General features: G+C 61.9%; 17 protein-coding genes, 1 tRNA gene and 1 pseudogene. 13 read left to right on the forward strand and 6 right to left on the reverse strand.

The genetic code is table 11. The features are described from left to right. Positions 1-111 precede the first annotated feature (111 nt). The 4 genes from BMY30_RS07260 to BMY30_RS07275 all read left to right on the forward strand — a co-directional run bounded on the left by BMY30_RS07260 (position 112) and on the right by BMY30_RS07275 (position 2,915). On the forward strand, positions 112-1,047 hold the full coding sequence (locus tag BMY30_RS07260; RefSeq protein ID WP_089712082.1) for a segregation and condensation protein A: 936 nt from the start codon (positions 112-114) through the stop codon (positions 1,045-1,047). Then, a complete protein-coding gene (gene scpB, locus BMY30_RS07265; RefSeq protein ID WP_089712084.1) occupies positions 1,044-1,901 on the forward strand; it encodes an SMC-Scp complex subunit ScpB in 858 nt (285 codons plus the stop codon). Before BMY30_RS07260 ends, scpB begins: the two co-directional genes overlap by 4 nt. After that, positions 1,901-2,758 (forward strand): 23S rRNA pseudouridine(2605) synthase RluB, encoded by an 858-nt coding sequence (gene rluB, locus BMY30_RS07270; RefSeq protein ID WP_089712086.1) that lies wholly within the window; start codon positions 1,901-1,903, stop codon positions 2,756-2,758. Before scpB ends, rluB begins: the two co-directional genes overlap by 1 nt. 81 nt (positions 2,759-2,839) lie before the next feature. Continuing rightward, positions 2,840-2,915, forward strand: a tRNA-Lys gene (locus tag BMY30_RS07275). 548 nt (positions 2,916-3,463) lie between these two features. On the opposite strand, the gene BMY30_RS18465 is transcribed toward BMY30_RS07275, so the two are convergent. Both BMY30_RS18465 and BMY30_RS18120 read right to left on the reverse strand, forming a co-directional pair. Then, entirely contained in the window at positions 3,464-3,643 is a 180-nt protein-coding gene (locus BMY30_RS18465) for a PAS domain-containing protein (RefSeq protein ID WP_211607277.1), read from the reverse strand. After that, positions 3,640-3,873 carry a hypothetical protein gene (locus tag BMY30_RS18120; protein WP_244516145.1) on the reverse strand — a complete coding sequence of 78 codons (234 nt, stop codon included), beginning with the start codon at positions 3,871-3,873 and terminating at the stop codon, positions 3,640-3,642. The genes BMY30_RS18465 and BMY30_RS18120 overlap by 4 nt, the downstream gene beginning before the upstream one ends. On the opposite strand from BMY30_RS18120, the pseudogene BMY30_RS18125 reads away from it, so the two are divergent. Both BMY30_RS18125 and BMY30_RS07285 read left to right on the forward strand, forming a co-directional pair. Continuing rightward, positions 3,850-3,945, forward strand: a pseudogene (locus BMY30_RS18125) (IS3 family transposase); the annotation flags it as partial. The gene BMY30_RS18120 and the pseudogene BMY30_RS18125 sit on opposite strands and share 24 nt — an antisense overlap. Positions 3,946-4,528: 583 nt before the next feature. After that, positions 4,529-4,750, forward strand: coding sequence for a hypothetical protein (locus tag BMY30_RS07285; RefSeq protein ID WP_139195490.1), 222 nt, complete (start codon positions 4,529-4,531; stop codon positions 4,748-4,750). Positions 4,751-4,770: 20 nt separating this feature from the next. On the opposite strand, the gene BMY30_RS07290 is transcribed toward BMY30_RS07285, so the two are convergent. Both BMY30_RS07290 and BMY30_RS07295 read right to left on the reverse strand, forming a co-directional pair. Then, positions 4,771-5,151: a DUF4112 domain-containing protein gene (locus BMY30_RS07290; protein WP_211607279.1), complete on the reverse strand. Its 381-nt coding sequence runs from the start codon at positions 5,149-5,151 to the stop codon at positions 4,771-4,773. After that, complete coding sequence (locus tag BMY30_RS07295; protein WP_089712089.1) at positions 5,148-5,306, reverse strand: YqaE/Pmp3 family membrane protein; 159 nt, start codon at positions 5,304-5,306, stop codon at positions 5,148-5,150. Before BMY30_RS07295 ends, BMY30_RS07290 begins: the two co-directional genes overlap by 4 nt. Positions 5,307-5,670: 364 nt before the next feature. Between BMY30_RS07295 and BMY30_RS07300 the strand changes: the two genes are divergently transcribed. Together BMY30_RS07300 and nadA are read left to right on the forward strand one after the other, a co-directional pair. Further along, on the forward strand, positions 5,671-5,850 hold the full coding sequence (locus tag BMY30_RS07300) for a CsbD family protein (RefSeq protein ID WP_089712091.1): 180 nt from the start codon (positions 5,671-5,673) through the stop codon (positions 5,848-5,850). Between the two features lie 542 nt (positions 5,851-6,392). Continuing rightward, entirely contained in the window at positions 6,393-7,421 is a 1,029-nt protein-coding gene (nadA, locus tag BMY30_RS07305; protein ID WP_089712093.1) for a quinolinate synthase NadA, read from the forward strand. A 6-nt stretch (positions 7,422-7,427) separates the two neighbouring features. On the opposite strand, the gene BMY30_RS07310 is transcribed toward nadA, so the two are convergent. After that, positions 7,428-8,933, reverse strand: coding sequence for a M48 family metalloprotease (locus BMY30_RS07310; protein ID WP_244516146.1), 1,506 nt, complete (start codon positions 8,931-8,933; stop codon positions 7,428-7,430). Between the two features lie 142 nt (positions 8,934-9,075). Between BMY30_RS07310 and BMY30_RS07315 the strand changes: the two genes are divergently transcribed. Continuing rightward, the gene (locus BMY30_RS07315) at positions 9,076-9,324 is read left to right on the forward strand and encodes a sulfurtransferase TusA family protein (RefSeq protein ID WP_089712097.1); all 249 of its coding nucleotides are present in this window, start codon (positions 9,076-9,078) and stop codon (positions 9,322-9,324) included. Then, positions 9,321-10,421 carry an AI-2E family transporter gene (locus tag BMY30_RS07320; RefSeq protein ID WP_089712099.1) on the forward strand — a complete coding sequence of 367 codons (1,101 nt, stop codon included), beginning with the start codon at positions 9,321-9,323 and terminating at the stop codon, positions 10,419-10,421. The genes BMY30_RS07315 and BMY30_RS07320 overlap by 4 nt, the downstream gene beginning before the upstream one ends. Before the next feature lie 45 nt (positions 10,422-10,466). Here the strand turns inward: BMY30_RS07320 and BMY30_RS07325 are convergent, their stop codons facing one another. Beyond that, a complete protein-coding gene (locus BMY30_RS07325; RefSeq protein WP_089712102.1) occupies positions 10,467-10,940 on the reverse strand; it encodes a peroxiredoxin in 474 nt (157 codons plus the stop codon). 191 nt (positions 10,941-11,131) lie between these two features. Here BMY30_RS07325 and dapA point away from each other — a divergent pair, with 191 nt between their 5' ends. From dapA to BMY30_RS07340, 3 genes are read left to right on the forward strand one after another with little or no spacing between them, the layout of a single operon-like run. After that, entirely contained in the window at positions 11,132-12,016 is an 885-nt protein-coding gene (dapA, locus tag BMY30_RS07330) for a 4-hydroxy-tetrahydrodipicolinate synthase (protein WP_089712103.1), read from the forward strand. A 47-nt stretch (positions 12,017-12,063) separates the two neighbouring features. Continuing rightward, positions 12,064-13,032, forward strand: coding sequence for a lipoprotein, NlpB (locus BMY30_RS07335; protein WP_244516147.1), 969 nt, complete (start codon positions 12,064-12,066; stop codon positions 13,030-13,032). Then, positions 13,032-13,826, forward strand: a complete 795-nt coding sequence (locus BMY30_RS07340; RefSeq protein ID WP_244516148.1) for an MBL fold metallo-hydrolase — start codon at positions 13,032-13,034, stop codon at positions 13,824-13,826. Before BMY30_RS07335 ends, BMY30_RS07340 begins: the two co-directional genes overlap by 1 nt. Positions 13,827-13,844: the final 18 nt, after the last annotated feature.

A 13,844-nucleotide genomic window follows, 5' to 3' on the forward strand; every position in this document is an offset into this window, starting at 1 on the left:
AAGCCCCGCTCTCTCCGGATAGCCTGGTTAACAGAGTGCCAGTGCTGTCTCCAGCGCTGCGCTCTTGCTAGACTGCCCCGTTGATCCTGCGTCCCCGAAGAGGCACGCCGCGTGAGCGCCACCCCCGATACCGCCAGCCCCCAGCAGACCGAGGCCGCAGCCGGCCACGCCGAGGTGCTCGGAAGACTGTTCGACGAGCCGATCACCCAGCTGCCGGAGGATCTCTATATCCCGCCGGAGGCGCTGCGCGTGTTCCTCGAAGCCTTCGAGGGGCCGCTGGACCTGCTGCTCTACCTGATTCGCCGCCAGAACCTGGATATCCTGGCCATCGACGTGGCCGCCATCACCCGCCAGTACATCGAGTACGTTGAGCTGATGAAGGCCATGGAGATCGAACTGGCCGGGGAGTACCTGTTGATGGCGGCCATGCTGGCCGAGATCAAGTCGCGTACCCTGTTGCCGCGCCCGCCCAAGGAGGGAGGCGACGACGAGGAAGAGGACCCGCGGGCCGAACTGATCCGCCGGCTGCAGGAGTACGAGCGACTCAAGAATGCCGCCGAGTCGCTGGCCGAGCTGCCGCGGTTGGGGCGTGACTGGTTCCCGGCTCGGGCGGCGCTCCCGGCCCTGGAGGCACGAGTGATCCACCCCGAGGTGGGGCTCGACGAGCTGCTCGGAGCTCTGGCCGGCATTCTGCGGCGCGCCGAGCTCAACCGGACGCACCAGATCAGCCGTGAAGGGCTCTCGACCCGGGAGCGCATGCTGGCGATCATGGAGCGCCTGGACGCCGAGCACTACACCGCCTTCGAGGCTTTGTTCAGCCTCGAGGAAGGGCGGGCCGGGGTGATTGTCACTTTCATGGCGATCCTCGAGCTTGCCAAGGAAGCGATGATCGAGATCGTGCAGAATGCCCCGCTCTCGCCCATCCATGTGCGGGCCAGGACCGGCCGGGACGAGGGGCCCGAGGAAGCGTTCCTCGAGATGGAGGGCGGCGAGAGCGCCTTCGATGACCGCCCCCTGGATGACCCGGAGGGAAGCGAGCCGGTATGACCGCCATGGAATATCCCGATGCCCTGGACGATATCCTCGAGGCAGCGCTTCTGGCGGCCGGAGAGCCGCTGGGACTGGACCGTCTGGAGGGGCTTTTCGATGACCACGAACGCCCGGCACGACGCGACCTGCGTGAGGCCCTGGAGCGCCTGGGCCTCCGGCACCAGCGTGGGGCCATGGAGCTGATCGAGACTGCCTCGGGCTACCAGCTGCGGATTCGGCCGCGCCTCTCGCCCTGGGTGTCGCGATTGTGGGATGAGCGGCCCCAGCGCTACTCCCGGGCGCTGCTGGAGACTGTGGCGTTGATCGCCTATCGCCAACCGGTGACCCGGGGCGACATCGAGGAGGTACGGGGTGTCACGGTCAGCGGCTCGATCATGCGCACCCTGCTCGATCGTGGCTGGATCCGCGTGGTGGGCCACCGCGACGTGCCGGGGCGTCCGGCGGTCTTCGCCACCACGCGAAGCTTCCTCGATGATTTCGGCCTCAAGACCCTCGACGAGCTGCCGCCGATGCACGAGCTAAAGCACTTCGAGGAGCCGGTCCTGGAGGAGGAGCAGGCGCCACCTCCCCAGAGCGATTTGCTGGCCCAGGCGGACGAGAAGGTAGAGGACTCGCCCGAGGCGAGCGATACGCAAGATGAGATGTCGCCCGAGGCGGGCGACGAGGTGGCCCCGCGGGCTACCGACACGACGGCCGGGAGGGCCGACGATGAGCACGCCGGGACGGCGTCCGAGCGGACAGGGCTGAGCTTCTCCGATCTGGAGGCTCGCCTGACCGAACGTGCCCGGGGCCGCGTCGCCGATGACGCTGCCCCGGGGACGGAATCCACATCCAGTGAGAATGACGATTGATGAGCACTACCACCGAGAAACTGCAGAAGGTCCTGGCGCGTGCCGGGCTGGGCTCGCGTCGCGAGATGGAAACGGCCATCGCCGACGGCCGGGTCAAGGTCAACGGCAAGGTGGCGACCCTGGGCGACCGCATCGAGATGCGCGACCGGGTAGCCTTCGATGATCGCCCGGTGACCCTGCGTGGTGCCGAGGAGGTGCCGCGCCGGGTGATCATGTACAACAAGCCCGAGGGCGAGTTGTGCACCCGCAAGGACCCGGAAGGGCGACGCACCGTCTTCGATCGACTGCCGCGCCTCAAGGGCGAGCGCTGGATCGCCATCGGCCGTCTCGACATCAACACCAGCGGCCTGCTGCTGTTCACCACCGATGGGGAGTTGGCCAACAAGCTGATGCACCCTTCCACCGAGGTGGAGCGCGAATATGCCGTTCGTGTGATGGGCGAGGTGAAGAAAGAGCAGATAGTGGCCATGGTCGAAGGCGTGATGCTCGATGATGGCCCGGCGCGCTTCACCGACGTCCAGGAGTTCGGCGGCGAAGGGATCAACACCTGGTTTCACGTGGTGATCATGGAGGGCCGCAACCGCGAAGTGCGCCGGCTGTGGGAGTCCCAGGGGCTTACCGTCAGCCGCCTCAAGCGGGTGCGCTACGGCAACATCTTCCTCGACAAGCGGACCAAGGCCGGCGAGTGGGTGGAACTCTCCCAGGATGAGATCGATGATCTGGCGGCGACGGCCGGGCTGGAGGCGCGCAAGGTGCCTGAGCTGACCCCGGACGAGAAGAATCGCTGGAGCCGCGACAAGCACAAGCGCCGGCCGGTACAGGCCATGCGCAAGCCCAAGAGCCAGCGCGAGCGTTGACCCTAGGCCGGCTCTGCGACCAAAGGCAAAAAGCGCTTGCCATGACGGGGACAGATCAGTAATATCTGCCCCCGTTCGGAAGGGTCGTTAGCTCAGTTGGTAGAGCAGTTGGCTTTTAACCAATTGGTCGTAGGTTCGAATCCTACACGACCCACCAGTTATCAACAAAGCGCCCTTGCTTCCTGGAAGCAAGGGCGCTTTGTATGTATAGCATCCACCTGAGATTGGTCGATCATGCCCGGTCTACAGGCGATTATTTCGCCCTTCGGTGATGGTCGTGGGAAGCGTCTTCAGTGAGCGAGGAGCATCTTCGGCCTGCAGCCTCAGGGCCTCTCCCGCGTCTTGCCAATCGACTCATACCTCGCTTTTCTTAGCGAAGGCCGAGGACGGAAAGAACCACTAGCACGATAACGACGGCGCCGACAATATAGACGATGTTGTTCATGAAAACTTACCTCTGCGATGCATCACCCTGCTTCAGGATGATACGAAATGGCTCGTGAGATGATGACGTCGCAATCCGTGCGACGCATGGTGAAACTCCCTGTATTGGCTGTTCCCCTATTCCCTCTTTTCCCTTGCCTCACCTGCCATGAGGATATGTCATTGATGGTGTCCTATCTGTGCGCTGGCACACATTGAGTCGCATTTTTTCACCTGCATCCCACACTCATGGTCATTTCGCTGTTCTTCTCTCCCTCAGTGTCAGGATGGCAGATCCTTGCGCAATGACTGGTCAAACTCCTTGGTTGCCGTGATGTCGAGAAGGGTTATCCCTACACCATCGATCACATTGTCGAGTCGGCGGCAGGGCATGGTCCATACCGTGAACCAGCGGCCGTCGGTAGCGGGTATTTCTTTCTCAGAAAATGTCAGGGTACTCAAGGTATTAAGAGCATCGTCGTTGAGTTCCGGATACTGATGATCTTTGATGCCCGGTCGGTGTGGCGACGGAGATTCAGGTCGAGAAATAGAATGGCGATCTCGATGCTGTTGAGCAGGTTGTTCATATCGCTCTGGGCAAGCGCGAAATCGTCGAGCTTGGTCTGCATTTCCGCGTTGATGGTCTGCAGCTCCTCGTCCCTACACAAAGCCTCAAGGTCGAGGCCATCCATGGCGAGCGATTCGAGATGTGGGACGCCATGCGGCGACAGGTGTTCGAGTACATCGAGTTGGACTACAACCGGTAACGCCGGCACAGTGCAATCGGGAGGGTCAGCCCATAGACCTTTGAGGCCGAATGATCGCTTAGATCGGTGTCCACTAATGCTGGGTAAGATCAGCATTGGATTCGTTAGCGGTTGTGGACATGTCAGGCTCCAAGTTTGATATCCGAGTATGGTTATAATGGTAGCGCATCTGGTTATAAAAGAGTATGAAAATTGGTCGTCAGCAACCCGACAACCTTAAGCTTTAAAAGGCATGAATCTGATATGTTTCGTTATGAAAACTATTGAAACTGAAGCTTGCGCTGTAGAACGTTGAATTATAAACGGCTTTTAGCTGTGTATTTAAAGAAACACATAAACTATGTGTGCTGGCGCACAGAAAGCTCCTTACTTACCTCATATGCTCGACTTATGATGAGTGGCAAGGGATCTGTCTGAACAAGAATGTTGCACCGCGCGACGTAGTGACTGCGTCGTCCTCCTCATAGAGATGCATGGCAACAATTTTCAGGTAATTTCATGAGTAAATAATTTGCCAGCGCGCCTTGATTTCGGAAAGTATGCAGGCGTTTTATTGTCTGGATGTAGAAAGATAAAATAAATGAATAAAAAGGAGAATGGCATGAAAAGAGCAGCAATTTTCATCGCCGTTGGTGCGTTTAGCATCGGCCTAGCCCAAGGGATGCTCGCTCAGGAAACGAAGAATCTAGGAGCTGAGATTTGCGTCGAACGAAAAGAATCTGACATTAATGTCGAGCAGGGGCGTGCAGAGATTCATTTTGAGCTGGAGTCTCCACGAGATCGCAGGATTTACCGTCTATAGTCAGGAAGACGGTGATAGAGTCAGCGTCGAGCGTTTCGATCCAGATACGCATCCATCAGCTTGGTATTGCGCAGATTGGCCTTGAACGCGAAATCGAACAGGTCCCCGAGCACCGGAATCGCGCCGACCACGGCATCCAGCATGATGTTCAGCACCATGCGTGCGAGCCCCCTGGCGGGCACACCGGCATGCGCCGCCTGCACCACGATATAGAACGACACCCCGGCCGCCGCGAGATCACCGACACCCGGTACCAGCCCCATGAGCCCGTCGACCCCGATGCGGAAACCGCCGGGCAGCCGGACCGAACTGTCCATCAGCCTAGCGATTCGGTGCACACGCTTGCGCGCATCGTCGGACTGGCGCTGCGACTTGTCAACTGGCGGCATCTCCGTTTTCATCGCCTGGCGATAATCCATACGGCGTGAATGATGCCGGGAATATAACCGAGCAGGGTGAGCAGAATATTGATCCAGAAATGCTTGCCGATGCCTTCTTGCAGGAAGACGCCGAGTGGTGGCAAGAGGATCGCGACGATGATGCGAATTAGGTCCATGGGCTACACTCCTGGCTGCGATGGGGTGCCGTTCGAGGTCCAGTGCGCTGCCGTACGCGAACGGGTCTAAAGATACTGCATCTTGACATGTCAAATACGAAGGTTTCGTGTGTCACCGTACATTAGGCCGATGCTGCTGCCATATTAGACGTTACCTGCGGAAATTGTCATGCTGATTTCAACAGTGTCGACGCGCTGATCGGTGGGTTTCTGTTTAGATTTCCTTGGCAATGGCTTCGCATCAGATGGGCAACGCACAGACAAGACCTCATGCTTCAGCTATCTTGGTATCTACACTCTGCCTCATCATGAGTTCATGACAAGAGGCGGGCCAAAAATTAAGTCGTCATCTGAGGATTGGTTTATGAACAAGACTCGCGTAAAAGGTCATGCCATGGAGGCGAAGGGCAAGGTCAAGGAGGTTGTCGGCAAGGTGACTGGCAACAAGGCCATGGAGTACAAGGGTAAAGCCGAAAAGCAGGGCGGCAAGGCTGAAGCTAAATACGGAAATATCAAGAGCGATATTAAGAAGACAACGAAATGACCGATACGATGACGTAATCGAAGATCTAAGATGATCGGCTTGGTAGCATCCAAGCCAGGGTTATCATTGTAGAATTCGGCTGGTGCGCCCTGACAGGACCTCGCCAGCCGCGATATCACGAACGTATGTCGTGGATGATCTCGTTGATATTCTGGCTCAGCAGGCCATTCTCCGTTTCGCCTTCGCCGGATTGCCTGGCGGGCATGTCGGGTTTCTGCTGATGATGCCGTGAAGCATCGGCAGCACGATTCCGACGTCACAGCAGGTTGACGTTGGAGCTCCAACACAACATCGACCGATATTGCCTCACGTTTCGAGTGCCCTTGATCCTGATGGGTGGCGCCCGCATATCAGTATCGAGACGCTTTTCTGGTCCTGACTGGTCAATACCTCACCATTCTGGTCTAGAATAGACATGTGGGTTGGTCATCGCGAGAGACGCAACGGCTGACCCTCTGGCGTGTTGTCCCATGCGGAGTGCATGAGCGGCGACACCTGCTGCAACGCAGGGGGAGCCCCTGCCTGTCACGGTGGTAGACACGATGACAATCATGACTTCCCGTGCCGATCTGCGCGAGCAGCTGGCACGCACCTATTGCCCCACCCGCATTCCAGCCGAGGACGAGGCGCGCATCGAGGAGATCAAGGGTCTGCTCAAAGCCAACAAAGCCGTGCTGGTGGCGCATTACTATACCGACGATGCCATCCAGCAACTGGCCGAGGAGACCGGCGGCTGCGTGGCCGACTCCCTGGAGATGGCCCGCTTCGGCGCCCGGCACCAGGCCGACACCCTGGTAGTGGCTGGCGTGCGCTTCATGGGTGAGACCGCCAAGATACTCTCCCCGGAGAAGCGCGTGCTGATGCCCACCCTGGAGGCGACCTGCTCGCTGGACGTGGGCTGCCCGGCCGACGAGTTCAGCGCCTTCTGCGACGCCCATCCCGATCGTACCGTGGTGGTCTATGCCAATACCTCGGCAGCAGTGAAGGCGCGTGCCGACTGGGTGGTGACCTCATCCATTGCCGTGGACGTGATTGAGCACCTGCAGGCGCGCGGCGAGAAGATCCTCTGGGCGCCCGACAAGCATCTGGGTGGTTACATCCAGAAGCAGACCGGCGCCGACATGCTGCTGTGGGACGGTGCCTGTATCGTCCACGAGGAGTTCAAGGCCAAGGGCATCGAGGATCTCAAGGGGCTCTATCCCGAGGCTGCAGTGCTGGTGCATCCCGAGTCGCCGGCCTCGGTGGTCGAGCTGGCCGATGTGGCGGGATCGACCTCCCAACTGATCAAGGCGGCCAAGGAGCTTCCGAATGACAAGCTGATCGTGGCCACAGATCGCGGCATCTTCTTCAAGATGCAGCAGGCGGTTCCCGAAAAGACCCTCTTCGAGGCGCCCACCGCCGGCAACGGCGCGACCTGCAAGAGCTGCGCCCACTGTCCCTGGATGGCGATGAACGCACTGGGCAACCTGGCGGGCACCCTGCGGGATGGTTCCGGGGAGATCTTCGTCGATGATGCGCTGCGTCTGGCAGCCCTTAAGCCCCTCGATCGAATGCTCAACTTCCAGAAATAACAGCGCCTATTGAAACTCCTCCAGCGTCTCACGATAGCCGATGAAGGCCTCACGACGCTGCTCGATGTGGCTGGCGGCAGTGGTGTCGCCCTCGCGTACGGCCACGTCCTTCGCTACCTCGAGTTGGCGGATGGCGCGGTCGATGTGACCGGTAAGCTGTAGCTGTTCGGCACGGGCCAGGTGGCCCCAGGCCTCACGGCCACTGCGGCCGGCGGCTTCGGCGAGCAGCGTGAACGCCTGCGGGTCCTCGGGGCGTGAATCGACCAGGTCGCGCAGCACGCGATAGGCCTCGTCTGGATCGCGCTGCAGCAGCGCTTCGCCCAGTAGCCGGCTCGCCGGGGCGTAATCCGGCATCAACCGCAGCTGGCGACGGCTGCGGTTGATGGCCTCATCGATGCGATCGGCCTCGAAGGCGACCTGGGCCGCCGAGGCCGGCAGCATCGCCAGATCGGGCTGTGATCGGGTCAGGGCATCGAGCTCCTTCAGCGCTCGGTCGGTTTGCCCGGCCCGGGCATTGATCAGCGCGTCCAGGTAGCGTCGGGCCGTTTCCGGCACCTGGTCCTGCGTCAGGCGGGTGCTGGCCTGCTGCGGATCGCGGTCATGGATCGTCAGCAGTGCCCGGGCCCTCACCAACTGATATTGAAGGTCCCCTTCGCGCGGGGCCGCGACGGTGATCTGCTCGGCGCGAGCCTGTGTATCGCTGATGCGTGATTCGGTCACCGGGTGGGTGAGCAGGAACTCCGGGGGATTGCCCCCCTGCAGGCTCACCATGCGCTGCATGGCACGGAACATCGTTACCATGGCGCTGGGCTGATAGCCGGCATCAGCCATGGCCTGCAGGCCCACGCGGTCGGCCTCCTGCTCGAAGCGCCGGGAGTAGCTCAACTGGTCCTGGATGACCGCCGCCTGCGAGCCCATGGCGGCGGCGATACCGGCGTCGCCGCCGCCTCCGGCGGCAATCAGCATGCCGGCGAGCATGGCCGCCATGGCCGGGATCTGGGTCTGCTCGGCGCGGGCCTGGCCGCGGGCATAGTGGCGCTGGGCGAGGTGGCCGAGTTCGTGGGCGACCACCGAGGCCAACTCGGCCTCGCGTTCGGCGAAAGCGAGCAGTCCGGCATTGACGCCGATTATGCCCCCAGGCACGGCGAAGGCGTTGAGTAAGCGGCTTTCCACTAGGACAACGGCGGTGCGGGCATTGCCCAGGCCGCTATGAGGCAGCAGCCGGGCGACCAGCGACTCCACGTAATCCTGGGCGATGGCATCCTGCCATTGTGGGGCACGGGCGCGAAACTGGCGCAGCCAGGCGCGGCCCAGTCGGTATTCCTCGCCGCTGATGGCCTGGCTGTCACTGCCGGTCAGACTGGGCAGCCCGTAGTCGCCTCCGCTCGTGATCGCGGGGCTTCGGGTCAAGCCGGGTGCCTCATAGCGGTCGGGGGCCTGGGCCTGGGCCGGCAGGGCAAGCGCCAGGCCAAGGGCGCAGATGGTGAGGCAGTATCCGGTTCGACGCAGCATGGCCGTCCTCGTCAAAGGGGCAAAAGTGGTGGCAGGTTCCTGCTCCGACATTGATTCGGCCTGTAAAGTGCCTTTAAATCGCAGGGACTTGCGTGCGGCCCCGCGGGGCGGCATGACCTGATGCATTTTCCCGGGAGATACCATGGCGCTGCAACCCGATGATCTACTTGATGCCCGCGGTCTTCCCTGCCCACTGCCGTTGCTCAAGGCCAAGCAGTCACTGACACGCCTCGCGTCCGGCCAACTGCTGGAGGTGATGGCCACCGATGCGGGCTCCTGGGGCGACTTCGAGACCTTCGTGGCCCAGAGTGTGCACGAGATGCCGGCCAGGGAAGAGCGTGGTGATGTCTATCACTTCTGGATCCGCAAGGGCGGGGAGCCGGCTTCATGACCCTGAGGTCGGTCTTCAAGAGCTGGATCGATCACTATTTCTCTGACGAGGAGGCGGTGATCCTGCTGGTGGTGCTGGTGCTCGGTTTTGCCGCTGTGATCCTGTTTGGACGCATGCTGGCGCCCTTTCTCACTGCCCTGGTACTTGCCTTCCTGCTGCAGGGGCCGGTGAGCTGGCTGGAGCGACGCAGGATGCCGCGCCTGCTGACGGTGTTTGTGGTGTTTCTCGCCTTCATCGGTGTGCTGTTGGCGCTGGCCTTCATTCTGATGCCGCTGATCTGGAACCAGTTGGTAGGGCTGGTTCAGGAAGCGCCACGCATGTTTGCCAGCGGCCAGCGGTTGCTGGATGACCTTCAGGAGCGATACCCCAATCTGATCACTCCCGACCAGATGCAGAACTGGATCGACGTGGCTGGCCGCGAAGTGACGCAGCTCGGCCAGCGCGCCCTGACTCTTTCGCTGGCCTCGTTGGGCAACGTCCTGACGTTGATCGTCTACTTGATTCTGGTGCCAATCCTGGTGTTCTTCATGCTCAAGGACCGTGATCGCCTGGTGGGCTTCACCACATCGCTGCTGCCCCAGCGGCGCGAGCTGATGACCCGTGTATGGGAAGAGATGGACGATCAGATCGCCAACTACGTGCGCGGCAAGGTCATCGAGATCATCATCGTGGGAACCGTGGCCTTCTTCACCTTCGCCTACTTCGGGCTCCCCTACACGGCGCTGCTGGCGGTGGTGGTGGGCCTGTCGGTGCTGGTGCCCTACATCGGGGCGGCGGTGACCACCCTGCCCGTGGCAGCAGTGGCCGGCTTCCATTTCGGCCTGACGGACGAGTTTGTCTATGTACTGATCGCCTATGGCGTGCTGCAGGCGCTGGATGGCAACGTCCTATCGCCGATCCTGTTCTCCGAGGCGGTGAATATCCACCCGGTGTCGATCATCCTGGCGATCCTCTTCTTCGGCGGGATCTGGGGCTTCTGGGGGGTCTTTTTCGCCATTCCCCTTGCGACCCTGCTCAAGGCGCTGGTCTATGCCTGGCCGCGTGGCATCAAACAGCGCCACTTGCAGGAGGCGGCCGAGGCCTCCGTCGAGCGGTGAGCGCGGCGCGGAAGGTCATCCACGCGGAGCAACAGGGGGAAACGGTCAGCCGGCGTGCAGGGTCTGGGCGGCTTCCAGCACCTCCTGCGCATGGCCCTTGACCTTGACGCCGCGCCATTCCCGGGCAAGCTTGCCGTCGGCATCGATCAGGAAGGTGCTGCGCTCGATTCCCAGATGCTCCTTGCCATAGAGCTTCTTCAGCTTGATGACGTCGAACAGCCGGCAGAGGGTTTCGTCCTTGTCGGATATCAGCGGGAAGTTGAAGCCCTGCTTGGCCGTGAAGTTCTCCTGGGCACGGATACCGTCCCGGGAGACGCCGAGGATCACGGTGTTGGTGGCATCGAAGGCCTCCTTGCGGTCGCGGAAGTCGCCGCCTTCGGTGGTGCATCCGGGTGTGCTGGCCTTGGGATAGAAGTAGACCACCACCTGCTTTCCCTTCAGCTCGGAGAGAGTGACGGTGGTTTCGCCGGTGGCCGTGGCGGTGAAGTCCGGAACGGGCTCGCCGAGGCTGACGCTCATGGTCATGCTCCTGTCGTGGATGAGAGAATGAGCACTGATTACACGCAACTCGCGGCGAACTGTAAAGTCGCGGCTGTACAGGCTCCCGAGGCCTGAGTACCATTTGTTCCCTGATACCGGTGGCAGCTTCCGGGGTGTTGCCCGAGGCCCCAGTGGCCGCGAATGCAGGCGAATCGAGAGGAATCGAGAGGATGATCACTGGCAGTATCGTCGCGCTGGCGACGCCGATGAAGGTCAACGGCGATATCGACTGGGAGGCCCTGCGCCGCCTGGTGCACTTTCATCTCGACAACGGCACCGATGCAATCGTGGCGGCCGGCACCACCGGTGAGCCGACCACCATGTCGTTCGCCGAGCATTTCGATGTCATCCGTACCGTCGTGGAAGAGGTAAACGGGCGAATTCCGGTCATCGCCGGTACCGGCTCCAACAATACGACCGAGGCAGTGGAGCTGGCCCGTTATGCCAGCGAGGTCGGTGCGGACTGTTGCCTGACCGTGGCGCCCTATTACAACAAGCCCACCCAGGAAGGGCTCTACCGACACTTCAAGGCCATCGCCGAGAGCAGCGACCTGCCGGTGATCCTCTACAACGTGCCGGGGCGTACCTGCTCTGACATCTACAACGAGACCGTGTTGCGCCTGGCCGACGTCGACAAGATCATCGGGCTCAAGGACGCTACCGGTAACCTGGAGCGTGCCGAGGACCTGATCGCGCGCCTGGAAGGTAGTGGCTTCATGCTCTATTCCGGAGATGATGCTACCGCCTGCGACTTCATGCTGATGGGTGGCCATGGCGACATCTCGGTGACCGCCAACGTGGCGCCGCGGGCCATGCACGACCTCTGCAGCGCTGCCGTGGCCAGGAATGCCGACAAGGCCCACCAGATCAACACTCGCCTGATGCCGCTGCACACCAATCTGGGGATCGAGTCCAACCCGATTCCGGTCAAGTGGGCGTTGTATCGCATGGGCCATATCGAGCCCGGTATCCGGCTGCCGCTGACCTGGCTCTCCGAGAAGTATCACTCCACCGTCAGCGAGGCCCTGCAGCTGGCGGGTCTGATCGATGACTGAGCGGTGCCCTATACCGCACTCCGCACAACACTAGGCAAGGTGGATGCATGAATTATGTGCTGAAAGGGATGCCGCTGGTGGCGTTCATCGTCCTGGCCACGGCAGGCTGTGCCCGTGATGGCTTCTATCATGACCGCAACCTCGACTATGACGAGGCCGGGAAGAATGCCCCCCTGGTGCTGCCGGACGCCCGCAACGTCGAACGCTACCGAGATGCCATGCCGGTTCCCGAGGTCAGCGGCACACGGTCCGCCGAGCAGGGCGTTGTGGAGGCACCGCTCCCCCAGTCCCTATCGCCCGGGCGCATCATGGAGCGAGGCTATGTCGAGCGTCGCGAGATCGGCGATGACAGCTGGCTGGTGGTGGGTGCTGAACCGGCAACAGTCTGGCCGGAACTAGAGCGTTTCGCTCGCAGTCGCGACCTGACTATCACCGCTAGTGACTCTCGCCGCGGTATCCTGGACACCCACCAGGCCAGGCTCAGCGTCCGCCCGGCACTGCGTAGCGGCGACAGCGAGATACGCTGTGAGCAGGGCGGGATCCCTCAGGCGGCCTGCTTGACGGCGTTGGAGCGCCACTTCGAAGCACGCAGCATGTCGTCAAGCGCCGCCTCGCTGGCCGCCCAGCGGGCTGACACCCAGGACCGGGCAAGGTTCGAGCGACGTGGCGACGAGTGGCAGGTCACCTTGCCCTTCGAGGTGGACCGTCTCTGGTCCGAGCTCAGCCACCAGTTGGAGCTTGATTTCGCGGTCGAAGGCCGTCGCGAGTTGCTTGAGCGTAATCCGACGTCGCACAGTTTCCTGGTACGTTACCTGACTCGCAGTGAGCGGCAGCGAGGCCTTCTTCGCTCGCTGGCGACCCTGAATCTGGGTGAGTCGACACATCAGATCCGTCTGATGCTGGAAGCCCGTGGGCCTGAGGAGACAGTGCTCAAGGCGCAGAGTGTTGATGAGGAAGCGCTTTCCACCGAGGACCAGCGAGAGCTGCTCGAGCGGGTGGCGGGTCTGCTGCGCTGATGAGCGGCATGGTGCGGGGCGCCCTAGGGCGCCTCTCCTTTGCCTCCCTGGGCAGCGGCAGCAAGGGCAATGCCACCCTGGTCAGCGACGGCGAGACGCACCTGCTGGTCGACTGTGGTTTCACCCTTCGTGAGACCGAGCGCCGCCTGGCTCGACTGGGACTGCATCCTCGGCAGCTCGATGCCCTGCTGGTGACCCATGAACATGGCGACCATGTGCGGGGCATCGGCCCTTTGGCCCGGCGTTATGGGGTACCGGTCTATCTGACACCGGGCACCTGGCTGTCGGGTCGGCTCGGCGAGCTGCCGCATCGCCACTGGATCACCCCTCAGGCCCGCTTCGCGGTCAAGGGTTTGACCATCGACCCCGTCACCGTGCCCCACGATGCTCGGGAGCCGGTGCAGTTTCGCATCGCCTCCGGTGAACGTTGTCTCGGGATGCTCACCGACCTGGGGCACCCCAGCGCGCATGTAGTCGAGGCCTTCGCCGGCTGTGACGGACTGGTGTTGGAGTGCAACCACGACCCGCGCATGCTCGCCGAGGGGCCATATCCCGCGAGCCTCAAGCGACGGGTCGGCGGCGACTGGGGACATCTGGCCAACGGTCAGGCGGCCTGGTTGCTTCAACGACTGGGGCTCGATCGCTTGCAGCGTATCGTCTGCTCCCACCTCTCTGACCACAACAACCGCCCCGAGCTGGCTCTGGAAGCCTTGGTGCCGTTGCTCGACGGCGATGAATCTCGGCTTCGGGTCGCCGCCCAGGACGCTGGCCTGGCGTGGCAGATCCTCGACTGACCGACCACCCTGACTCTT

This window comes from Halomonas daqiaonensis (assembly GCF_900109725.1).
Taxonomy (GTDB): Bacteria; Pseudomonadota; Gammaproteobacteria; order Pseudomonadales; family Halomonadaceae; genus Halomonas; species Halomonas daqiaonensis.